Source organism: Lysinibacillus sp. NPDC098008 (genome assembly GCF_044760715.1).
Taxonomy (GTDB): Bacteria; Bacillota; Bacilli; order Bacillales_A; family Planococcaceae; genus Lysinibacillus.
In genome coordinates, this window is record NZ_JBIWBA010000004.1 from 203,582 (window position 1) to 222,637 (window position 19,056).

A 19,056-nucleotide genomic window follows, 5' to 3' on the forward strand; every position below is an offset into this window, starting at 1 on the left:
TGAAAAGTGGAGATATGTATCTCCGCTTTTCTCTTCATAAGGAGAGATTGAATCCGATGACTCGCTATATAAATGGACTTGTTTTTAACACTGACACTCGTAACTTCGACCAACAATCATTTCAAGTGCAAGGACAATTTTTCGAGCAATCTTCCAATACCGCTGACACGGAAATCAATTTAGATGGCTATTATATTACCCCAGGCTTTATTGACAGTTGCTCACAAATTGGTTTAGCAGAAATAGGTATTCGCTGGGAAGGTGATGATAGCTATGAATCTGATGCACATTTACAATATTCTGTCGTTGATGGTATCTACCCTTTTGATGCAGCATTTCACAAAGCCATCTCACATGGGGTGACAGCATCTCATATTGTGCCCTCCCCTAAAAGCCTGATTGGGGCAAAAACAGCAATTATCCATCATACACATCCAACGGTTGATGAAATGGTTATCTCACAAGATGTTGCCTATGCATTCTCCATCGGACATCAAGCAAAAAGTACATTTTTTGCTGAAAAGAGCAAGCCATTAACACGTATGGGCATCGCTAATATTTTAAGAGAAACATTGCAGCGTATTCAACAGCAAGAACCAGCCATCCAAAAAGTTATGATTCGTGCACATAAAGCAGTGGATATTGAATTTATTGGTCGACTTCAGCAAGAATTTAACGAAGCTTTTGATTTTCATATTATTCATGGCACTGAACTACCGCTTCTGCAGGAAGCAGCTTTCCCAACGGTTATTGCTGGTCCAACATTCCGCTATATCGAGCATAATGAAATGATGGCACTTTCGCCAAAGCTTTATCGCCAGCTATCACAGCTCAATATTCCGTTTGTTTTTTGTACAGACCACCCTACTAGCAGTACATCACATCTTACACTAGAAGGCTGTTTAGCCGTAAGAGAAGGAATGACACGTTCAGATGTTCTTTATGCATTAACAGCAGGAGCTGCTAACTTTCTTGGTATTGCCCATAAAACAGGGGCTATTCGCAATGGGCTTTATGCTGATTTTGTTATATGGGATAAGCATCCACTAGAGTTAGATGCACAGGTTATCGCTACTTTTATTAAAGGGAAAAAAGTTTATGCACGGGAAGAAGGTATAGCACAATGATTATTTATCACCATGCAAAATTTCTCACAGTCAATGAACAGAATGATATTTTTGAGCAGCTATGGGTGCAAAACGGTCGTATTGTTTATATAGGTCCAGCTAAAGAAATTCCTGCTGATGCAACAACAGTAGATTTACAGGGGGCTTATGTGACACCAGGGCTAATTGATATCCATGCACATGTTGGCACATGGGCTGAGGTAACAGAAGAGATTAATGATGCAAATGAATATAGTGAGCCCTTTACACCGCTTATGCATGCTTTAGATAGTGTAGATATTCGTCACTTTTCCTTTCAGCACGCACTGGAAGGTGGCGTCACAACTGTGCAAACAGGACCAGGCAGTGCCAATGTTATTGGAGGCATTTGGAGCATCCTTAAAACAGCAGGTCCAACCCTTGACTCACGTGTTTTAGTAGAGCGTAGTGGCTTAAAGGGGGCTTTAGGAGAAAATCCTAAAAACGTCTTTGGCAATCAATATAAACGCAAGCCTATGACACGTATGGCAATTGCTCAGCTTTTACGTGATGGCTTCCAACGTGCCAATCAGCTTCAGCCGCTGGAACAGGATGAGCAGATCAAACATAATACAGAGCTACGCCCATTTATTGAGGTGCTACGAGGTGATATGCCTTTGCGCCTTCATTGCCATCGGGCAGATGATATTATGACCGCTATTAGAATCGCTAAAGAATTTGATGTTCAGCTCCATTTAGAGCATTGTACAGAAGGTCACCTAATCATTGATGCAGTAAAAAATAGTGGATTTCATGCAACACTTGGTCCCTATATGTTAACACCCTCAAAATACGAAACACGCAATTCTACACCAGCAATTGCAGCTATGTTTAAGGAGCATCAGATTCCATTTGCTATTATGACTGATCATCCTTTTGTGCCAATTCAATATTTAAAATATTGTGCCACTGAAGCCATTCGCTATGGCTTAGATCACGATACAGCTTTAAAAAGTATTACAATCAATGCAGCTAAGCTTGTTCAACTCGATCATCGAATTGGTAGCCTTGAGGAAGGCAAAGATGCGGATTTTGTTGTTTGGTCACATCCTATTTTTGAAACAGAGGCGAAGGTTTTACAAACATATGTAAATGGACAAAAATATTACGAAGCGGAGTGAGTATAGTGGAAAACTCAAAAATTGCTGTTGTAACAATTGGTCAAGCACCTCGTAAAGATATGGCAAACGATATTCAGCAATTAAGAGAGGCAGGCTTACATGTCGATGAATTCGGTGTACTTGATTTACTCTCTTCTGCTGAAATTGCTGCACTTGCACCGTCACATAAAGATACAGATGTGTTAGTCACACTTCTTGCAAATGGTCAGCAAGTGAAGCTAAGCAAACAAAAGCTTATGCCTTATATTCATAAACGCATTGATGATTTACAGGAATTCACATGGGTTTTATTAATGTGCACAGGCGATTTTGCCAATAAGCTAACCTTTAAAAATCTATTATTGCCTGATCGTATGATGACAAATTTAGTAAAGGGCTTACATACAGAATTAACACTTGGCTTAATCGGCCCTGAACCTGAGCAGCAGCTAACAGTAGCTGAGAAATGGCAAAAAGCACAATTTAATGTGCTTTTCTCAGCTAGCTCACCCTACCGTTTTAATGACCAAGATTTATTGGCAAAGGCACAGCAACTAGAATCCCAAGGAAGCGATTTACTTATTCTTGATTGCATGGGTTACTCCACAACAATGAAAAATAAAATCAAAGATAAGCTTTCTATACCAATTATTGTTCCAAGGGAAGCTGTATTTACAATTTTAAAAGCAATTTGTTAATGCTAAAAAGGTCGCTGTTTATTCAGTGATCTTTTAGCATGCTAGACACGTTTATTGAAATAAGGTAATTGCTCAACAAATGCTTTTGTATCATCATCTCCATACTCATGAACAAGTGCATAAATCTTCATTAAACGTCGATCAATTTCATCATTTTCTTGATCTAGATGATATTGTATATAGGGTAGTTGTGCACGCCATGCATTCGAAATTTCTAGTAGCTGCATTTGCTGAAAAATTTTTTCAAAAACATCTAATCCTTGTCGATCAATATTTAGCTCAAAATTCCAAGGCCCTGCATATGGATTTGTATAATAGGTTCTATTGGCAAGTGAAAAATATACACGGTGACGCTCCATCTTGACGATTCACTCCTTTTTCCATAGTATGGAGGAAAAGCAGTGATTTTATTCGCTGGAATGTCAAACTTCCTTCACACTTAAGAACAGTGAATCATTTATAATATAAATACTAAACTTAATAAACGGAGTGGATGCTATGAGTTTAACTGCGCTCTTAATCGTTGCGATTATTATCGTTATTTTTATTACTATGGCAACAATTATTAGTGTCAACCGTGCATATGCCTTTCAACATACGATTGATGAAAAACCAAAAAACAACTATCAGCAAGATGAGAACTAGTTATTATCTTGGTTTAGCAAATTCTTTTTGTATCGAAAGCGAAGCGTCAGCGGCTGATGTTTTATGTACCAAAAGCATTAGCGACAGGTACAATTACGCGCTGGGGCATAATTGATTTAATGAATTTGGAGTGAAAGCAATGGGTGTGCCATTACCAATTATTATAATGATTGCCATGATGATGCTAATGTTTGCTGTAGCAGCAATTATTATTTACAAGAAAAATAAACATATTTTTGCTCAAACCGTTGATGCAAAGCCTAAACAAGAGGATGAGCAAAGATGAAATATCCTTTTATTTGGCTTATTCAATTTTATAGAAAGTTTATCTCACCAATGACCCCGCCTACTTGTCGCTTCCATCCTACATGCTCCTCCTATGGGCTTGAGGCATTTCAAAAACATGGAGCGTTCAAGGGCTTTTTATTAACAATAATACGGGTATTCAAATGTCATCCATTTCATGCTGGTGGCTTTGATCCTGTGCCAGAAAAATGGCCTTCGAAAAAAAATTAATTTTCGAAGGTCATTTTTTCTTGTGCTTTTTAAAATTGTGCGTTATTATAGTAACTGTTCCAAAAAGCAAACCGTAATCATTACTATTTAAAGGAGATATTTAATTAGATGAAAAAAGTATATTTAGTATTTCTAGTTGCAGTTCTTGCTGTATTTACTGCTGCCTGCGGTGATAAAGCTTCAACTTCCCAACAATCTGATAGCAAGGCCAAAGATACTGGGAGTGATAAGTTAGCCATTTATACAACAGTCTATCCTTTAAGCTATTTTGCAGAGCGCATTGGCGGAGATTTTGTTGATGTATCTTCTATTTATCCTGCTGGAGCAAATGAGCATACCTTTGAGCCAACTCAAAAGGATATGATGAAACTAGCGGATGCAGAAATCTTTTTCTATATTGGCTTAGGGCTTGAAGGCTTTGTGGAAAATGCGAAAAAAACATTAGCAAATGAGGATGTTACAATGGTAGCAACGGCTGACCAAGTAGCAGAGGAAAAATTAGCCATAAGCACTGGTCATGTACATCCAGAAGATGAAGAGCATGACCATGAGGCGGAAGCACATGAGCATGAAGGTCACGACCATGAGGTAGAAGCACACGAGCATGAAGAGCACGACCATGAGGCGGAAGCGCATGAGCATGAAGGTCACGACCATGACCATGGCGATATTGACCCACATGTTTGGCTATCACCCACAATTAGCCAAGATTTAGCACTTGCTATTAAAAATACACTTGTTGAAAAAATGCCTGAACAGGAAGCTACATTTAACTCAAATTATGAAGCATTAGTGAAAGAGTTACAGGATTTAGATAGTGACTTTAAAGCGATGGCTGATGGTGCACAAGATAAAACATTCTTTGTATCTCATGCTGCATTTGGTTATATTGCGGGTCAATACGGCTTAACACAAGTACCAATTGCAGGATTAAATTCTCAGGATGAGCCATCTCAAAAGGAATTAACAAAAATTGTTGATAAAGCAAATGAATTGCATATTCACTATATTTTATTTGAGCAAAATGTTTCTTCTAAATTAGCGGAGGTTATTCAAAAAGAAGTTGGAGCTGAATCACTAGTTTTGCATAATTTAAGTGTCCTAACAGCTGATGATGAAAAAAATAATGAAACATACTTTACGCTAATGGAGAAAAATATTCAAACATTAGAAAAAGCTCTAAACACTCATTAATAGCACAAGGAAGGAGGTGTCCCAAATATTCACTGGGGCACCTCCTTTCGTATGACGTATTTTTCTTGCGGCATACGTTTCTCCACTCGATCAATAGATGTAAACGAGCTTGTTTTTAGTACAATATTTGTGGATAGCATTTCTGTAAAAATGACAAAGCTTTCTGTATGCAGTAGTACCCATTCATCCATCGTGAACGCTTCTTGCTCACTTTGTTTTGAAGCCACAAGCTTTGTTGGCTGCTGAATAGCTAGCTTATGTTCATTTATAGCAGATAGTCCTAAATTGTGTGGAAAGCTAAATTGCCCATTTTGCGTTTTTGTCATTTGCTGCATTTCTCTATATTTTTCACTTGTCGCAGCAGGGAATTTCATATAATCCCATATATGATCTTGTGATAGCTGACGATCTGATTGTAAAAAATATTGATAGCGAACCTCTCCCTTGTGATCAGGCAGCGGGTCATCCCATGTAACATCAATATGATACCAAGCATGATCAAGCTTCACTAATACCCATGCGTGTAACTGTTCACCTGCTTTGCCAGGTACATAGCGCACCTCAAAGCCCAGCATTTCTAGCATTCGGTACAGCACTAAAGCATATGCCTGACAGACGCCCTTATTTTCTGTTAGTAATGTATAAGGGGAATATTGACTTCCTTCTGTTTCTTTGGAGTATTCCGTGGATAAAACAATAAAATCATGTGCAGCCTGTAATTTTTCTAGATCATTAAATCCATGCATAGGTGCAATAATCGTTGCCAATGTTTGCTCTACAAATGCTGCCTCTGCTTGCGACATATGATACGTAAATGTAAAGTCAATGACAATATTATTATTAGTTCCATTATACTTCCATTTAAAGCTAGAGATATTCGCATAAATATAATCATTTTGAATAGCAGCTTTCGTGATTTCTGTTAGTTCATCTTTAATAGTAGCTACATCACCTGTATAGCGAATAGAAAATTCGGTTGAGAACTGCATAACCTCTTGGGAAATAAGAGCTTGTAATGTTCCTATTGAATCAGCAGTTGCTAGATTATTTTTTTCATAATTTGCAAATACTTGCACATGACTCATTTGTAGAACAAATAATATAATGACAACATTATATATATATTTCCTCATCTGAGTCATTCTCCTTTACTAATAGTTTATGCCTCTCTTTTTTTTATTATGTTAAGGAAAGAAAAATTTCATACTAGTTTTTGCAAATAATAAAAGAAGCCTCCATTGTTAGAAGGCTTCTTTTATTATTGTACTAATTTTCGTCTTACTAGCTTATTAGCTCCGTTGCGTGGTAGGCTATCTGTTACGATAATTTCTTGTGGCACTTTATATTTAGCAAGCTTTCGTAAGCAAAATACGTGTAATTGCTCTATAGACACCTGCTCCTTTAGTACAACAAATGCAATAGGGACTTGCCCCCATTTATCATCATGTCTTCCGCAAACACCCGCTTCTTGAACAGCAGGATGTGTCAGCAGAACATTTTCAATTTCAGCAGGGTAAATATTTTCCCCACCCGAAATAATTAAATCTGCTCTGCGGTCAATCACAAATAAATAACCATCTTTATCAATATACCCAATATCCCCTGTATGCAGCCAGCCATCAATCGTTGCGCTTTTTTGTGCAAAGCGTCCGATATAGCCGGGTGTCACATGTGGGCCACGAATACAAATTTCCCCTTCACCAAAGGCATTGGGCTCAGCAATTTGAATTTGATTGAAAAATAATGGCTTTCCTGCAGAGCCTAACTTGCGCATTGCATCTTCGCTTGCCAACGTAGCAGTTTGTGAGGAGGTTTCTGTCATACCATATGTTTGGGCAACTGCTAGATTTAAGGCATGTGCCCTTGTTAAATAATCAATAGGCACAGGTCCCCCTCCTGCTAGCATTAGCTTAAATTGCGGTGAGGCTTTCGCATTGCGCTGCTCTAACATATGTAAAATTCTTTCCAATGTTACAGCAACAACTGACATATGTGTAACATCCCCGTCTATAATATTTTGTGCAATGGCTTCTACATCAAATTGATCATACAAATAAATTTGATTGCCATATAGCAATGAGCGTACTAATATCGAAAATCCACTAATATGGAATAACGGCACTGCACAGAGCCAAACATCATGAGGCTGTAGCCCAATATTAAGGACAGAGGCGGTTGCACTAGCCTGATGATTGCCAACTGTTTGACGAACCCCTTTTGGAAAACCCGTTGTACCTGATGTATACATAATGGTTGTTGTTTGATGGATTGGCCATTCCTTAGCAATATTAAGAGGTTCTTCCATGCCCTCTGCAATTGTTGAAAAGACATGATATGCTGTTTCAGAAGGTAATTTTGCAACATCCTCATCCGCAATTAATACCACCACTGCCTCAGAATCCTCTAGCTGATATGCCAGCTCATCCTGCGATAGTCGTCGATTGAGCATCACCATTTCACACTGTAAATGCATACAGGCATAGAGTATTACCACAAGGTCTGGCTTACTCGGCCCCATAATCGCGATACGATCCCCTTGTTGAATACCAAGTGCTGCTAATTGACGAGCTCGCTTTAGTGATACATTATTTAATTGCTGAAATGTCCAGCTTTGTTCTTTATACTTCAATGCTGTACGATGTGGCGTTAAATAAGCTCGCTGTAAAATCCAATTTGGATACATAGTTGTCACTCCAATCATCCTATATCTTATCGCTTTCCTCTATTCCTTGTCCATCCATCGGTTTTATGTGGCTATCCTTTATTTTGGTGGCTCTATCTGTCACTTTTATAGGTCTATCCATCACTTTCGCAGTTCTATCCGCCTCCGCATATAAAAAAAGCCCGTATCTCTCAAAAGATACGAGCTGTTTGTTACATCAAGGGAATCTTGGGAATTGACCGAAGTCAGGTTGACGTTTTTCTTTGAAGGCATCGCGACCTTCTTTTGCTTCATCTGTTGTGTAGTAAAGAAGTGTTGCGTCGCCAGCCATTTGTTGAAGACCTGCTAAGCCATCTGTATCTGCATTCATCGCTGCTTTTAAGAAGCGTAGAGCAGTTGGTGACATTTGTAGCATTTCTTCACACCATTGAACCGTTTCATCTTCCAGTTGCTCATAAGGTACAACTGTATTGACTAAGCCCATATCAAGTGCTTGCTGTGCATCGTATTGACGGCAAAGATACCAAATTTCACGTGCCTTTTTATGTCCAATAATACGAGCAAGATAGCCTGAGCCATAACCAGCATCGAATGAGCCTACTTTTGGTCCAGTTTGTCCAAAGCGAGCATTATCAGCAGCAATTGTTAAGTCACAAACAACATGTAAAACATGTCCTCCGCCAATTGCATAGCCTGCTACCATTGCCACTACAGGCTTTGGAATTACACGGATTAAACGTTGTAAATCTAGAACGTTTAGACGCGGGATTTCATCTTCTCCTACGTAGCCACCATGTCCGCGAACTTTTTGGTCGCCGCCTGAGCAGAAAGCATGCTCACCTTCGCCTGTTAAAATAATTACACCGATATTTTTGTCATCACGTGCGCGTGAGAATGCATCAATCATTTCCATCACTGTTTTTGGGCGGAATGCGTTGCGCACTTCTGGACGGTTAATCGTAATTTTTGCGATACCGTTATAGAACTCATACTTAATATCTTCATAAGTATGTAATGTAGTCCATTGACGTGTCATTGAATTGCCTCCTATATTAAGAAATTCGTTATAAAGCGAGGAATACTACGTTAAATACTCCTCTACTATTGTAGCAAACTCAGCGGGATTTTCCACATGAATTGCATGTCCCGCATGATTTACGGTTATATGTGTGCCATTCTTTAATAACGCTTTCATTTCTTGTGCGATTTTACAAAATTTCTTATCCAATGCTCCTGTTAAAAGAAGGACAGGGATGACTAGCTGCTCCAGCCGCTCCCAATTTGAAGGTTGGACACCTGTGCCAATACCTCTTAAGCTTCCTGCCAATCCTTCCGCCTTCTGTGACAGCCTTTCTGCTCGCACAGCTTCTCGTACACTTTTAGGGAGCTGCTGCTGTGTTGCAAAAAGCGGGATATTTTCCCACGCATTGACAAATGATTCGATACCATTTGCTATAATTTTTTGGGCGAGTGCCTCATCCTGCTCACAACGCTCAGCTCGTTCTGCTGCCGTGCGTAGTCCTGGTGAAGCACTTTCTAAAATAAGCTTATCAATACGCTCTGGATATGACATAGCATAGGACAAGGCAATTCTGCCCCCCATTGAATAGCCTAATAGCGTAAATTTCTCTAACTGAAGCTGACAGCATATTTCTTCTAAATCCTGTACTTGCTCCTCCATTGAAAAACGCTGCACGTGCGCTGGTACGGCTGTTCGTCCATGCCCAATTAAATCAATTGCCACCACTCGTACATTTGGCAACGCTTGCGCTAAATAATGCCATGTTGCTGTACTTCCTGTAAAGCCGTGCAAAGCAACTAATGTAGAAGGGGCATCCTTATTCCATATCTCAATATGCGTTTCGAGTCCTCGAATCATCATGCTTTTAGCTCCGTATTAATACGCTGCCACAGCTCTCGGTGTGCCTTGACATTTTCTGCTCGGTCCGTAAAAATTTCGATTAAACGTAAAGGCTGCTTTCTCACCGTTGAAAATTTTTCTGATAGCTCATCTATCGTATCCACGCGTATATAATCCATATCATACATCTTGGCAATATCATGGAATGTCAATGCAGTTGGTGTACCAAATAAATCCTCATAATGTGCCTCGACTGTTGACTGTGGTAAATAAGAGAAAATACCCCCACCATCGTTATTTAACACAATAATCGTTATATGACATGACTGATACCTAGATGCAATTAAGCCGTTGATATCATGTAAAAAGGCTAAATCGCCAATCAATAAATACGTTTCTCTATCATTCGCTTGACTAAAGCCTAAAGCTGTTGACACAACACCATCAATTCCATTTGCCCCACGGTTTGCAAAAATACGTAAATCCTTTGGTGTGGGCAGTAAAAATGTATCTATATCACGTATTGGCATACTGCTGCTAACAAAAATATCGCTGCCATCAGGAATCATCTTTAGCAACCGACTCACAATTGCCCCTTCATCCTTTGCTACTTCTGAATGCTGCTCAATATACATGGTAGCCAGTGCATGAGCCTTTTGCCATTTGACAAGATAAGCCTCATCAAACGCTGTGTTTGAAGGCGTTAATTGTGTTAGCCACTGTCCGATATTGGCGTGAATAAAATGTGTAGACACACCTGTAGCATCTCTAAACATCGCATCCTCATCAATAATAATATAAGCATTTGGCTGTGATTTTGTAATAAATTGCATGATAAATTTTGACACAGGCTGTGCCCCTAAGCGCAATACTGTGTCAGGCTGGACAAGTGCTTGAAAATCCTCGCTTTTCATAATAGCATCATAGGTCGCCATAATATATGGTAAACAATCCTCTGGGATGGCTGCGCGCATATTTGATAAGCTTTCAACAATCACTGGCCATTTTAACTGGCGTACAAATTCCCATACAACGGATAAATCTGTGCCGAGGGGTAATTCACCAATAATAAGAAAACCTTTTTTCGTTGCTTGTAAAATAGCCGAAAGCTGCTGCTGTGCAGCAGTTGTTGGGATTAATTGTCCTATATGGCTATGCTTGAATGTTGCTGGTGGTAGCTCACTGTAAAAATCAATTAATAGCGGCTCACGGAACGGTACATTAATATGTACTGGCCCAAATGGTGCACTTGTTGCAATCGCTACCGCACGCGCAAGATGATGCTCTATAAAGGGCAATGTTGGTGCCGCACCGTCTGCTAGCGGGAAATCCACACTCCATTTTACATGTGTGCCATATAAATTGGGCTGATGAATTGCCTGTGGTGCGCCTACTTCTCGTAATTCATGCGGGCGATCAGCCGTTATGATAATTAACGGCACACGTGCATAGCTTGCCTCTACAATTGCAGGAAAATAGTTTGCCGCTGCTGTACCAGATGTACATAATAAAACAACAGGCTTTGCAGTAGCCTTCGCTAACCCTAATGCAAAGAAAGCTGCAGAACGTTCATCTACCTGTCGATACATCGTTAGTTGCTTTGCTGAAGCAAATGCATAAGCAAGTGGTGTTGAGCGTGAGCCAGGACTAATGACAACGTTTTCTACACCAGTCTGGACTAATGATGCCACCATTGTATATACATAGTCACTTAAAATTTGTCGTTCACTCATGTAATTGTCCTCCTAACGCACGAAGCATTGGACGGAATTTCACTAATGTTTCTTCATATTCAGATTGTGGCTCTGAATCTGCTACTATACCGCCACCAGCATATAAATACGCTTTATCTTGCAATAGCGCAGCTGAACGAATAGCCACTGCAAATTCACCATTGCCCTCTGCATCCATCCAGCCAATCGGCCCCGCATACAGCCCACGATTCATCGGCTCATATTTACGTATAGCCGCTAGTGCTTCTTGACGTGGTACACCGCCTAAAGCTGGTGTTGGATGCAATGATTTTGTAAGCTGTAGTATCGTTGCTTCTTGATTTAACTGACCTTCAACAGGTGTGTATAGATGTTGAATATCTCGTATTTTTAGTAAACGTGGTCGATCTGGAATCGTCATATTTACACAATTTTTGCGGAATGTATCTGCAATCATATCAACCACATATTGATGCTCGCCATCATTTTTAGGGTCATTTAATAAGCTTTGCCCGTAGGCTTCATCTTCCTCCGCTGTCTTTCCTCGCTTAATCGAGCCAGCTATACAAGATGAAAAGGCACGCCTATCCTCCACTTTTACAAGACGCTCAGGCGATGCACCAAAGAACAATAAATTGTGACGTTCTAAGCCAAATAAATAGCTTTCTGGCTGCTCATGAATAATTTGTGAGAGCACTTGTGGCGCGGATACAGGCTCTTTAAATTGCAATGCCAGTGATCGTGCAATGACAACTTTCCCTGCCTTTTTTTGCTTAATTAATGCTGTTACTTGGTCAATGGAAGCTAAATATGGGTCCTTATATGGCTCGAAATAACTTATAATTTCAGGCTTTGAATACGTTTTCACTTCTTTAACCTGTGCCGCGTGAATTAAATGATCTCGCTCCTTACGCAATGCTTCAAGCTGTTCTTCACCCTGTTGCTCCTGTGTTAGAAGATGAATGCTGACATAGGATTTATCATCACGTATTACTAGTTGAAAGGTTGCTAATGCAAAATAAGCTTCTGGAAAGCCCGTCCACTCTCCATCAACATTATTCTGTGGGTCAAATGTAAAACCGCCAAATAAAATAGGATGTAGCTCACGTTGCTGTTTGAAACAATTTTTCGTTAAGCTTTTCCATTCTGCTTCTACAGCATCAAAACGTTCATCTTTTGCATTGTTTTGAATGGTATGGGCATGTCCAAGTCCCACTAAAGTCATTGTTTTTTCTCTATTTTGCCAATAAAATCGTTCACCTTTATAACATTCCTCGCCTGCTGCATAAAATGCCAATGCAGATAAGTGGCTTACCTCAATTGTTTCCATATAAAAATGAAGGTTTCGGCCCAAAGAGTCCACTTCTACCTCTGTGGCTTGGTACCACTTCTGTTGCATGAAAATTACCTCCGTTGTTGCAATGTACATTATCAATTGCTTGGCAACTCTATGATTCGTACCGTTGCCTATCGCTTATTTTTTACTTTCAGTTCATAAATGCATGTTCTATTGTATCACTTTTTTTCATGAAACAGTATGTAATAAGCTGTGAACCTACCCATTTTCTCAATCTTCGTTTAAAATAAGAAGAGTCGACAACATTTGAAGGAGAGAAAGACCTTATGACCAAAGTCATTGAAGCTGATAGGGGGTTGAAAGTTTGGTGGCATTTAACACGTCCACATACTTTAACCGCTTCATTTGTTCCCGTATTCCTAGGAACAGCAATTGCCTTAGCAATTGAACAAGAAACAATTGATTTTGGACTATTTTTTGCTATGCTCATTGCAAGTATGCTTATCCAAGCAGCAACGAATATGTTCAATGAATATTATGATTACAAATTGGGATTAGATAACGAGCACTCTGTTGGAATTGGCGGGACGATTGTTCGGCATGGTGTACAGCCAAAAACGATTATGATGATTGCATTAAGCTTTTATGCCATTGCGATGCTTCTTGGTATTTATATATGTGCCTCAACATCCTGGTGGCTAGCAGCCGTTGGACTTGCTTGTATGCTTATCGGCTATTTATATACAGGTGGTCCATATCCAATTGCCTACTCACCGTTTGGCGAAATTATTTCAGGAGCCGTTATGGGCATGGGGATTGTGCTGATTGCCTTCTATATTCAAACGCTTACAATAACGCTAGATGCTGTTTTGCTTTCTGTACCAAGTATGATTCTAGTTGGCGCTATTATGTTATCGAATAATATACGCGATATTGTTGGGGATACAGAGGGTGGACGCAAAACGCTCGCGATTTTGGTAGGACGTGATAGTGCTATTTCTGTCTTATCAGGCTTTTTTATCGTTTCCTATTTATGGGTAATTGCGCTTGTAGCCATCGACGGTATTACATTTTGGGCGCTTATTATCTTCTTAAGCGTGCCAAAGCCATTGCGCGCTATTCAAATTTTCCGAGATAAAAAAGAAGCCAAAGAAGTGATGCCTGCGATGAAATATACAGCGCAAACCAATACAATCTTTGGCTTCCTATTAGGAATTGGTTTATTAATTCATTATTTCTTTTATTAACAGATGCAGCAGCCTTAATGGGTTGCTGTTTTTTTTACATAACGTTTAAAATTATGACTAGTAATCCCTAGTACCTCTTCCTCTGAAAAGCGTGCTCGTAATGCCGCTACTAAATTTTGTGCCTCTCCTGCATGTGCTAAACCATCGACAGTCACATCAATGCCATCAAAATCAGAGCCTAACCCTATATGCTCAACACCTACTAGATTTGCTAAATGCTCTACATGATTTACTAAATGCTCTAGTGTTGCATCCTTACCAATAAACGGTGGATAGTAAACAACATGGATATGACCACCATGTTGAACAAGAGCCTTTACCTGTGCATCTGTTAAATTACGCGGATGGTCACATAGGGCACGTGCATTACTATGACTTGCAATAATATGCTTCGCTAGTGGTAACACGTCCCAAAAGCTTTGCTCGTTAAGATGTGAAACGTCAATGATGATATCACGTTTATTGAGTAATTGAATAACTTCTTTCCCAAATGGTTTTAAACCAAGACTTGCATCCTGTTCAGCTCCATGAGCAAGAGCATTTTCTTCATTCCATGTTAATCCTACTAATTTTACACCAGCATCTAAAATGGCGATGAGCTTAGTTAAATCCTCACCAATTGCACCACAGCCCTCTAAGCTTAGAATAGCGCCTATTTCATGTGGTGCTAATTGCTCTAGCTGTGCCCAATCTGTAATATGCACCATGCCCTCTGTTTGTAATACATGGCTATGAAATGCCTCAATTTGGCGTACCACCTCAAGAAATTGCTGCTGTTGCGGTATTTTTGGATTAATAAAAATAGCAAATACCTGAACCTCTATCTGCCCTAATTGTAGTCTTTTATGATTCGTATCTAGCCGTGTATCACCTGCAAAGTTGGCTGTTTCAAGTGTTGTTAATTTTAACAGAGCATCACAGTGTAAATCGATAATCTTCATCCTCTCACCTCTACAGCTATTATACTGTTTTTGTGAGCGAAAGCTTCCTAAATTTTATCTTGCGGTGTATCTGAAGAGCCAAATTCCTCAAGCTCTATAAAGTCATTTGATTTAGGTGTTGAAGCTAGCAAATCCTCTTCCACTGGTCGTAGCTGTTCTTCTTTTTTCTCTGCATGCTCCACACAGGTCAATGCTTTTGGCATAGCCTCTAAACGTCCTGTAGGAATTTCCTCACCACAGACAACACATGTCCCATATGTTCCATCCTTCATTGCTTGTAATGCTTGTTTAATTTCCTCTGCGTCATCACTGCGATGCTCATCAATAGCCATTTCCGTCAACTGATCTGTTAAATCGCTAGCATTATCTGCTGGATGATTATCATAATTAGATAGCTCTGTTGTTTGTGGTCGTTCGGATTCATCTAGTCGCTGTTCAATTTCTTGTAATTCTTGCTCCAATTGTCTTTTCAATTTTTGCATTACTTGTTGATTCACAAAAATCTCCTCCTTATGCTTTCATGTTTTCCGAATTTACGCTTTCTAAAACATGTCAGCATAAGGAAGCGTTTGTTACTTACTTGTGTAGGCTATAATAGCATCATGTAAAAACTGTACTGCTCCTGTTGTACCACGCTCATTATAGTATGCTGCAAAACGTTCATCTGCTATATACATTTGTGCAAGCCCTGCATGTGCTTCTTTCGAATATTCCTTCCATGTAAAGCTTAGCCACCTTTTATGCAGCTCAGCTACTTCCATAGCAATATCACTTGTCGCATCACCAAGCTCCATCGCCTCTGTTAAACGTTCAAACATTTGCTGCTCTAGCTGTTGCATTTCTTGATATTGCTGCTCAGTCATATTCATAAGCTTAGCATTCGAAGCATCCACTGTTTCATCGCCATATTTTTCACGTATTTCTTGACCATATTGCTTTTCATTATCTGCGATTAACTTTTCTTTAAAGCCTTTAAATTTTTCTTCATTTGACATTGGTCGTTCCTCCTCGATAGATTGTATTGTTTTTTCCACTGTTTGTAAGATTTCTTCAAGCTGTTTCTTGCGTTTTTGCAATGCTACTTGATGTGCTTTCAGTGCCTCAAAGTGCTGAAAATTAGGTGCTTGAATAATATCCTGAATCGTCGATAGCTTCATATCCAGTGCTCTATAAAATAAAATTTGCTGTAACATATCGACTTCAACCTGACTGTAAAAACGATAGCCTGCCTCATTTGTTCTTGCTGGCTTTAGTAACCCAATTTCATCATAATAGCGCAGTGTTCTTGTACTCACACCTGACAAATTCGCAAGCTCCTGAATGGTATATTCCATGTTGTCACCTCCACTAATGCTACTGTAAACGTTGACGCAACGTTAAAGTCAATAAAATAATTTAATCTAATCATAATTTTTTTAGTTATATCATTCCACAACTACCTATAAAATTATATTTACAAGCCGATATAACTAGCAAAATTTTCACAGGAGTATGATAGGATGAAATGTCCAAATTGTCAGCATGAAAACGCTATGGACGGCAAGTTTTGCACAGACTGTGGTCGCAAACTTACTAATTCATCATTACGCAAGCAAGGTATTCCTACATGGGCAATTATCGTATTATCAGTCTGCTTTATTGCAACATGTGCCTAGCTATTAAGACACTGAACCATTAGGTATTGAAACGTCTGAATCCCCAATAGACTTAAAGGTCATTGCATTTGGTAGCCACAAGGCTTTGAAAATTCGGCTTCTATTGGCTACATACTAGGCAATAAACGTGATATGGAACTTGAAAATTTTATATATAAGCATATCTATCAGGTAGATGTACACATTGATAAAGGTAGTAGCAGCAGCCCATTGGTTGATGTCAATACAGGCAATGTAATAGGCATTAACTCTCTGTTATACACAACTGGAACAAGCACTAATTTCGCCTTCTCCATTCCTCTTTATAGCATTTGAGGGATGGGCTGCTAAGCCTCTTACTGCTAATGAGGTTCATGCTGTTGCGAATGTCTATGTAAATGATCGAGAAGCTCCAATTGAAGAGGACACAATGAACGAAACGGATGCCCTATTAGCAGGGCAATTCGTGCAAGCATTCCGGCTTTATTATGAAATGGCACTCAATGAAGGTGATTTTTACTGGATTGCCGATAGCCTTACAGAGGAATATGTGAATGACATTGCATACCAAGATCATTATTTCTTTTTTGCAGGCAATGAGATACTAGATGTTCAATATTCAAATGGTCAATACTATATAGAAATAAATAGGATATTTGATTTCTACGATGCACAAGATAACTATCAATTCTATGATCGCTATAAGATCTATACGGTGATTACGGTGCATATAAAATTGCAAATATTAAAATTCACTACTTTCAATGTAATCAAAAAGTGCAGCGAATGACTCTAAACTCATCCACTGCACTGTTAGATGCTATCCGTCGATTTAGCGTCACTTTCACGCTTCTATCCGTCTAGTAGAGGCGGCTATCCAGCTCTCGACTATTTTGAACAAAAAAATGCAGTAGATGAACGTTCATCTACTGCATTTTGTATGACCCGTACGGGATTCGAACCCGTGTTACCGCCGTGAAAGGGCGGTGTCTTAACCACTTGACCAACGGGCCCATGGCGGAGAAGGAGGGATTTGAACCCTCGCGCCGGTTACCCGACCTACACCCTTAGCAGGGGCGCCTCTTCAGCCTCTTGAGTACTTCCCCTTTTGGCTCCGAAGGCAGGACTCGAACCTGCGACAACCTGATTAACAGTCAGGTGCTACTACCAACTGAGCTACTTCGGAATATTGGTGGGCCTAAATGGACTCGAACCATCGACCTCACGCTTATCAGGCGTGCGCTCTAACCAGCTGAGCTATAGGCCCTCTCTGGAGCGGGTGATGGGAATCGAACCCACGACATCAGCTTGGAAGGCTGAGGTTTTACCATTAAACTACACCCGCATACATGGTGGGTCAGGACGGAATCGAACCGCCGACACTTAGAGCTTCAATCTAATGCTCTACCAACTGAGCTACTGACCCACATGTTAAAATAAATGGCGGTCCCGACCGGGATCGAACCGGCGATCTCCTGCGTGACAGGCAGGCATGTTAACCGCTACACCACGGGACCATTTGATTGCTTTCATCCATAAAAATTGGTTGCGGGGGCCGGATTTGAACCAACGACCTTCGGGTTATGAGCCCGACGAGCTACCACTGCTCCACCCCGCGATAATTATATACTGTTTCGAGTTTTTCAAGCACCATTTATCAAAATTTAAAACTGGAGGAGGTAGAGGGATTCGAACCCCCGCGCGGTGTTACCCGCCTGTCGGTTTTCAAGACCGATCCCTTCAGCCAGACTTGGGTATACCTCCGTAACAATATATAAATGGTGGACCTTGCAGGACTCGAACCTGCGACCGGACGGTTATGAGCCGTCTGCTCTAACCAACTGAGCTAAAGGTCCTTTAAGATGGCGGCAGAGGGGATCGAACCCCCGACCTTACGGGTATGAACCGTACGCTCTAGCCAGCTGAGCTACGCCGCCAGGATCTTTATACTGGTTATTAAATCATGGTGGAGCCTAGCGGGATCGAACCGCTGACCTCCTGCGTGCAAGGCAGGCGCTCTCCCAGCTGAGCTAAGGCCCCATAATTTTTTTGGAAATGGTCGGGAAGACAGGATTCGAACCTGCGACCCCTTGGTCCCAAACCAAGTGCTCTACCAAGCTGAGCTACTTCCCGTACATTTTATTGGCGCGCCCGACAGGAGTCGAACCCATAACCTTCTGATCCGTAGTCAGACGCTCTATCCAATTGAGCTACGGGCGCATATAAAAATGGTGCCGAGGACCGGAATCGAACCGGTACGGTAGTCACCTACCGCAGGATTTTAAGTCCTGTGCGTCTGCCAGTTCCGCCACCCCGGCACATTTGGAGCGGAAGACGAGGTTCGAACTCGCGACCCCCACCTTGGCAAGGTGGTGTTCTACCACTGAACTACTTCCGCATGTGC

Annotated in this window: 21 protein-coding genes and 16 tRNA genes; 10 read left to right on the forward strand and 27 right to left on the reverse strand. The window is 40.5% G+C overall.

Annotated elements, in window-relative coordinates; genetic code table 11:
- Window positions 1-56: 56 nt before the first annotated feature.
- Genes ACIQVU_RS06790 through ACIQVU_RS06800 form a run of 3 tightly spaced genes read left to right on the forward strand, consistent with a single transcriptional unit; the run spans window position 57 to window position 2,943 of the window.
- Window positions 57-1,127 carry an amidohydrolase family protein gene (locus tag ACIQVU_RS06790; RefSeq protein ID WP_340807050.1) on the forward strand — a complete coding sequence of 357 codons (1,071 nt, stop codon included), beginning with the start codon at window positions 57-59 and terminating at the stop codon, window positions 1,125-1,127.
- The gene (locus ACIQVU_RS06795; RefSeq protein ID WP_402894526.1) at window positions 1,124-2,266 is read left to right on the forward strand and encodes an amidohydrolase family protein; all 1,143 of its coding nucleotides are present in this window, start codon (window positions 1,124-1,126) and stop codon (window positions 2,264-2,266) included. Before ACIQVU_RS06790 ends, ACIQVU_RS06795 begins: the two co-directional genes overlap by 4 nt.
- A gap of 5 nt (window positions 2,267-2,271) precedes the next feature.
- Complete coding sequence (locus ACIQVU_RS06800) at window positions 2,272-2,943, forward strand: AroM family protein (RefSeq protein WP_340807054.1); 672 nt, start codon at window positions 2,272-2,274, stop codon at window positions 2,941-2,943.
- A gap of 41 nt (window positions 2,944-2,984) precedes the next feature.
- Here ACIQVU_RS06800 and ACIQVU_RS06805 read toward each other — a convergent pair whose 3' ends face one another.
- On the reverse strand, window positions 2,985-3,302 hold the full coding sequence (locus tag ACIQVU_RS06805) for a transposase (protein WP_340807056.1): 318 nt from the start codon (window positions 3,300-3,302) through the stop codon (window positions 2,985-2,987).
- A gap of 139 nt (window positions 3,303-3,441) precedes the next feature.
- On the opposite strand from ACIQVU_RS06805, the gene ytzI reads away from it, so the two are divergent.
- From ytzI to ACIQVU_RS06825, 4 genes are all read left to right on the forward strand, one after another.
- On the forward strand, window positions 3,442-3,588 hold the full coding sequence (gene ytzI / locus ACIQVU_RS06810; RefSeq protein WP_340807057.1) for a YtzI protein: 147 nt from the start codon (window positions 3,442-3,444) through the stop codon (window positions 3,586-3,588).
- 139 nt (window positions 3,589-3,727) lie between these two features.
- Entirely contained in the window at window positions 3,728-3,874 is a 147-nt protein-coding gene (locus ACIQVU_RS06815) for a hypothetical protein (RefSeq protein WP_340807058.1), read from the forward strand.
- Entirely contained in the window at window positions 3,871-4,104 is a 234-nt protein-coding gene (gene yidD / locus ACIQVU_RS06820) for a membrane protein insertion efficiency factor YidD (protein WP_340807060.1), read from the forward strand. The genes ACIQVU_RS06815 and yidD overlap by 4 nt, the downstream gene beginning before the upstream one ends.
- 108 nt (window positions 4,105-4,212) lie before the next feature.
- Window positions 4,213-5,298, forward strand: a complete 1,086-nt coding sequence (locus ACIQVU_RS06825; RefSeq protein ID WP_340807061.1) for a metal ABC transporter solute-binding protein, Zn/Mn family — start codon at window positions 4,213-4,215, stop codon at window positions 5,296-5,298.
- Window positions 5,299-5,327: 29 nt separating this feature from the next.
- Here ACIQVU_RS06825 and ACIQVU_RS06830 read toward each other — a convergent pair whose 3' ends face one another.
- From ACIQVU_RS06830 to ACIQVU_RS06855, 6 genes are all read right to left on the reverse strand, one after another.
- Window positions 5,328-6,431: a transglutaminase domain-containing protein gene (locus ACIQVU_RS06830; RefSeq protein WP_402894532.1), complete on the reverse strand. Its 1,104-nt coding sequence runs from the start codon at window positions 6,429-6,431 to the stop codon at window positions 5,328-5,330.
- A 125-nt stretch (window positions 6,432-6,556) separates the two neighbouring features.
- Window positions 6,557-7,981, reverse strand: coding sequence for an o-succinylbenzoate--CoA ligase (locus ACIQVU_RS06835; protein ID WP_340808608.1), 1,425 nt, complete (start codon window positions 7,979-7,981; stop codon window positions 6,557-6,559).
- Between the two features lie 196 nt (window positions 7,982-8,177).
- Window positions 8,178-8,996 carry a 1,4-dihydroxy-2-naphthoyl-CoA synthase gene (menB, locus tag ACIQVU_RS06840; RefSeq protein WP_274794182.1) on the reverse strand — a complete coding sequence of 273 codons (819 nt, stop codon included), beginning with the start codon at window positions 8,994-8,996 and terminating at the stop codon, window positions 8,178-8,180.
- Window positions 8,997-9,041: 45 nt separating this feature from the next.
- Entirely contained in the window at window positions 9,042-9,842 is an 801-nt protein-coding gene (gene menH / locus ACIQVU_RS06845; RefSeq protein WP_340807065.1) for a 2-succinyl-6-hydroxy-2,4-cyclohexadiene-1-carboxylate synthase, read from the reverse strand.
- Window positions 9,839-11,554 carry a 2-succinyl-5-enolpyruvyl-6-hydroxy-3-cyclohexene-1-carboxylic-acid synthase gene (gene menD, locus ACIQVU_RS06850; protein WP_340807067.1) on the reverse strand — a complete coding sequence of 572 codons (1,716 nt, stop codon included), beginning with the start codon at window positions 11,552-11,554 and terminating at the stop codon, window positions 9,839-9,841. Before menD ends, menH begins: the two co-directional genes overlap by 4 nt.
- Complete coding sequence (locus ACIQVU_RS06855; RefSeq protein ID WP_402894537.1) at window positions 11,547-12,932, reverse strand: isochorismate synthase; 1,386 nt, start codon at window positions 12,930-12,932, stop codon at window positions 11,547-11,549. Before ACIQVU_RS06855 ends, menD begins: the two co-directional genes overlap by 8 nt.
- A gap of 224 nt (window positions 12,933-13,156) precedes the next feature.
- Here ACIQVU_RS06855 and ACIQVU_RS06860 point away from each other — a divergent pair, with 224 nt between their 5' ends.
- Complete coding sequence (locus ACIQVU_RS06860; protein ID WP_402894539.1) at window positions 13,157-14,077, forward strand: 1,4-dihydroxy-2-naphthoate polyprenyltransferase; 921 nt, start codon at window positions 13,157-13,159, stop codon at window positions 14,075-14,077.
- A 14-nt stretch (window positions 14,078-14,091) separates the two neighbouring features.
- Here the strand turns inward: ACIQVU_RS06860 and ACIQVU_RS06865 are convergent, their stop codons facing one another.
- From ACIQVU_RS06865 to ACIQVU_RS06875, 3 genes are all read right to left on the reverse strand, one after another.
- Window positions 14,092-15,018 carry a dipeptidase gene (locus tag ACIQVU_RS06865; RefSeq protein WP_402894542.1) on the reverse strand — a complete coding sequence of 309 codons (927 nt, stop codon included), beginning with the start codon at window positions 15,016-15,018 and terminating at the stop codon, window positions 14,092-14,094.
- 47 nt (window positions 15,019-15,065) lie between these two features.
- Window positions 15,066-15,515, reverse strand: a complete 450-nt coding sequence (locus ACIQVU_RS06870; protein ID WP_340807074.1) for a TraR/DksA C4-type zinc finger protein — start codon at window positions 15,513-15,515, stop codon at window positions 15,066-15,068.
- Window positions 15,516-15,590: 75 nt separating this feature from the next.
- Window positions 15,591-16,352 carry a MerR family transcriptional regulator gene (locus ACIQVU_RS06875; protein WP_340807076.1) on the reverse strand — a complete coding sequence of 254 codons (762 nt, stop codon included), beginning with the start codon at window positions 16,350-16,352 and terminating at the stop codon, window positions 15,591-15,593.
- Between the two features lie 165 nt (window positions 16,353-16,517).
- On the opposite strand from ACIQVU_RS06875, the gene ACIQVU_RS06880 reads away from it, so the two are divergent.
- Window positions 16,518-16,673: a double zinc ribbon domain-containing protein gene (locus ACIQVU_RS06880; protein WP_340807078.1), complete on the forward strand. Its 156-nt coding sequence runs from the start codon at window positions 16,518-16,520 to the stop codon at window positions 16,671-16,673.
- 167 nt (window positions 16,674-16,840) lie between these two features.
- On the opposite strand, the gene ACIQVU_RS06885 is transcribed toward ACIQVU_RS06880, so the two are convergent.
- The gene (locus ACIQVU_RS06885) at window positions 16,841-16,969 is read right to left on the reverse strand and encodes a hypothetical protein (RefSeq protein WP_340807080.1); all 129 of its coding nucleotides are present in this window, start codon (window positions 16,967-16,969) and stop codon (window positions 16,841-16,843) included.
- Between the two features lie 113 nt (window positions 16,970-17,082).
- On the opposite strand from ACIQVU_RS06885, the gene ACIQVU_RS06890 reads away from it, so the two are divergent.
- The gene (locus ACIQVU_RS06890; RefSeq protein ID WP_340807081.1) at window positions 17,083-17,442 is read left to right on the forward strand and encodes a TcaA NTF2-like domain-containing protein; all 360 of its coding nucleotides are present in this window, start codon (window positions 17,083-17,085) and stop codon (window positions 17,440-17,442) included.
- 151 nt (window positions 17,443-17,593) lie between these two features.
- Here ACIQVU_RS06890 and ACIQVU_RS06895 read toward each other — a convergent pair.
- The 16 genes from ACIQVU_RS06895 to ACIQVU_RS06970 form a co-directional block, all read right to left on the reverse strand.
- Window positions 17,594-17,665 (reverse strand) — tRNA-Glu (locus ACIQVU_RS06895).
- Window positions 17,666-17,667: 2 nt separating this feature from the next.
- Window positions 17,668-17,758, reverse strand: a tRNA-Ser gene (locus tag ACIQVU_RS06900).
- A 3-nt stretch (window positions 17,759-17,761) separates the two neighbouring features.
- Window positions 17,762-17,838, reverse strand: a tRNA-Asn gene (locus ACIQVU_RS06905).
- A 4-nt stretch (window positions 17,839-17,842) separates the two neighbouring features.
- Window positions 17,843-17,919 (reverse strand) — tRNA-Ile (locus ACIQVU_RS06910).
- Between the two features lie 4 nt (window positions 17,920-17,923).
- Window positions 17,924-17,997, reverse strand: a tRNA-Gly gene (locus ACIQVU_RS06915).
- 5 nt (window positions 17,998-18,002) lie between these two features.
- Window positions 18,003-18,078, reverse strand: a tRNA-Phe gene (locus ACIQVU_RS06920).
- Window positions 18,079-18,093: 15 nt separating this feature from the next.
- A tRNA-Asp gene (locus tag ACIQVU_RS06925) sits at window positions 18,094-18,169 on the reverse strand.
- A gap of 26 nt (window positions 18,170-18,195) precedes the next feature.
- Window positions 18,196-18,270 (reverse strand) — tRNA-Met (locus ACIQVU_RS06930).
- 53 nt (window positions 18,271-18,323) lie between these two features.
- Window positions 18,324-18,416, reverse strand: a tRNA-Ser gene (locus tag ACIQVU_RS06935).
- A gap of 15 nt (window positions 18,417-18,431) precedes the next feature.
- Window positions 18,432-18,508, reverse strand: a tRNA-Ile gene (locus ACIQVU_RS06940).
- A 7-nt stretch (window positions 18,509-18,515) separates the two neighbouring features.
- A tRNA-Met gene (locus ACIQVU_RS06945) sits at window positions 18,516-18,589 on the reverse strand.
- Between the two features lie 27 nt (window positions 18,590-18,616).
- A tRNA-Ala gene (locus ACIQVU_RS06950) sits at window positions 18,617-18,692 on the reverse strand.
- A gap of 16 nt (window positions 18,693-18,708) precedes the next feature.
- Window positions 18,709-18,785: transfer RNA gene (locus ACIQVU_RS06955), tRNA-Pro, on the reverse strand.
- A 10-nt stretch (window positions 18,786-18,795) separates the two neighbouring features.
- Window positions 18,796-18,872 (reverse strand) — tRNA-Arg (locus ACIQVU_RS06960).
- A gap of 9 nt (window positions 18,873-18,881) precedes the next feature.
- Window positions 18,882-18,970 (reverse strand) — tRNA-Leu (locus tag ACIQVU_RS06965).
- A gap of 5 nt (window positions 18,971-18,975) precedes the next feature.
- A tRNA-Gly gene (locus tag ACIQVU_RS06970) sits at window positions 18,976-19,050 on the reverse strand.
- Window positions 19,051-19,056: the final 6 nt, after the last annotated feature.

Excerpts from the sequence above, each read along its gene's own strand:
- ACIQVU_RS06790 (WP_340807050.1), top strand. The coding sequence starts at position 57 with ATGACTCGCTATATAAATGGACTTGTTTTTAACACTGACACTCGTAAC.
- ACIQVU_RS06795 (WP_402894526.1), top strand. The coding sequence starts at position 1,124 with ATGATTATTTATCACCATGCAAAATTTCTCACAGTCAATGAACAGAAT.
- ACIQVU_RS06805 (WP_340807056.1), bottom strand. The coding sequence starts at position 3,302 with ATGGAGCGTCACCGTGTATATTTTTCACTTGCCAATAGAACCTATTAT.
- ytzI (WP_340807057.1), top strand. The coding sequence starts at position 3,442 with ATGAGTTTAACTGCGCTCTTAATCGTTGCGATTATTATCGTTATTTTT.
- ACIQVU_RS06815 (WP_340807058.1), top strand. The coding sequence starts at position 3,728 with ATGGGTGTGCCATTACCAATTATTATAATGATTGCCATGATGATGCTA.
- yidD (WP_340807060.1), top strand. The coding sequence starts at position 3,871 with ATGAAATATCCTTTTATTTGGCTTATTCAATTTTATAGAAAGTTTATC.
- ACIQVU_RS06825 (WP_340807061.1), top strand. The coding sequence starts at position 4,213 with ATGAAAAAAGTATATTTAGTATTTCTAGTTGCAGTTCTTGCTGTATTT.
- ACIQVU_RS06830 (WP_402894532.1), bottom strand. The coding sequence starts at position 6,431 with ATGAGGAAATATATATATAATGTTGTCATTATATTATTTGTTCTACAA.
- ACIQVU_RS06835 (WP_340808608.1), bottom strand. The coding sequence starts at position 7,981 with ATGTATCCAAATTGGATTTTACAGCGAGCTTATTTAACGCCACATCGT.
- menB (WP_274794182.1), bottom strand. The coding sequence starts at position 8,996 with ATGACACGTCAATGGACTACATTACATACTTATGAAGATATTAAGTAT.
- menH (WP_340807065.1), bottom strand. The coding sequence starts at position 9,842 with ATGATGATTCGAGGACTCGAAACGCATATTGAGATATGGAATAAGGAT.
- menD (WP_340807067.1), bottom strand. The coding sequence starts at position 11,554 with ATGAGTGAACGACAAATTTTAAGTGACTATGTATATACAATGGTGGCA.
- ACIQVU_RS06855 (WP_402894537.1), bottom strand. The coding sequence starts at position 12,932 with ATGCAACAGAAGTGGTACCAAGCCACAGAGGTAGAAGTGGACTCTTTG.
- ACIQVU_RS06860 (WP_402894539.1), top strand. The coding sequence starts at position 13,157 with ATGACCAAAGTCATTGAAGCTGATAGGGGGTTGAAAGTTTGGTGGCAT.
- ACIQVU_RS06865 (WP_402894542.1), bottom strand. The coding sequence starts at position 15,018 with ATGAAGATTATCGATTTACACTGTGATGCTCTGTTAAAATTAACAACA.
- ACIQVU_RS06875 (WP_340807076.1), bottom strand. The coding sequence starts at position 16,352 with ATGGAATATACCATTCAGGAGCTTGCGAATTTGTCAGGTGTGAGTACA.
- ACIQVU_RS06880 (WP_340807078.1), top strand. The coding sequence starts at position 16,518 with ATGAAATGTCCAAATTGTCAGCATGAAAACGCTATGGACGGCAAGTTT.
- ACIQVU_RS06885 (WP_340807080.1), bottom strand. The coding sequence starts at position 16,969 with ATGGAGAAGGCGAAATTAGTGCTTGTTCCAGTTGTGTATAACAGAGAG.
- ACIQVU_RS06890 (WP_340807081.1), top strand. The coding sequence starts at position 17,083 with ATGAACGAAACGGATGCCCTATTAGCAGGGCAATTCGTGCAAGCATTC.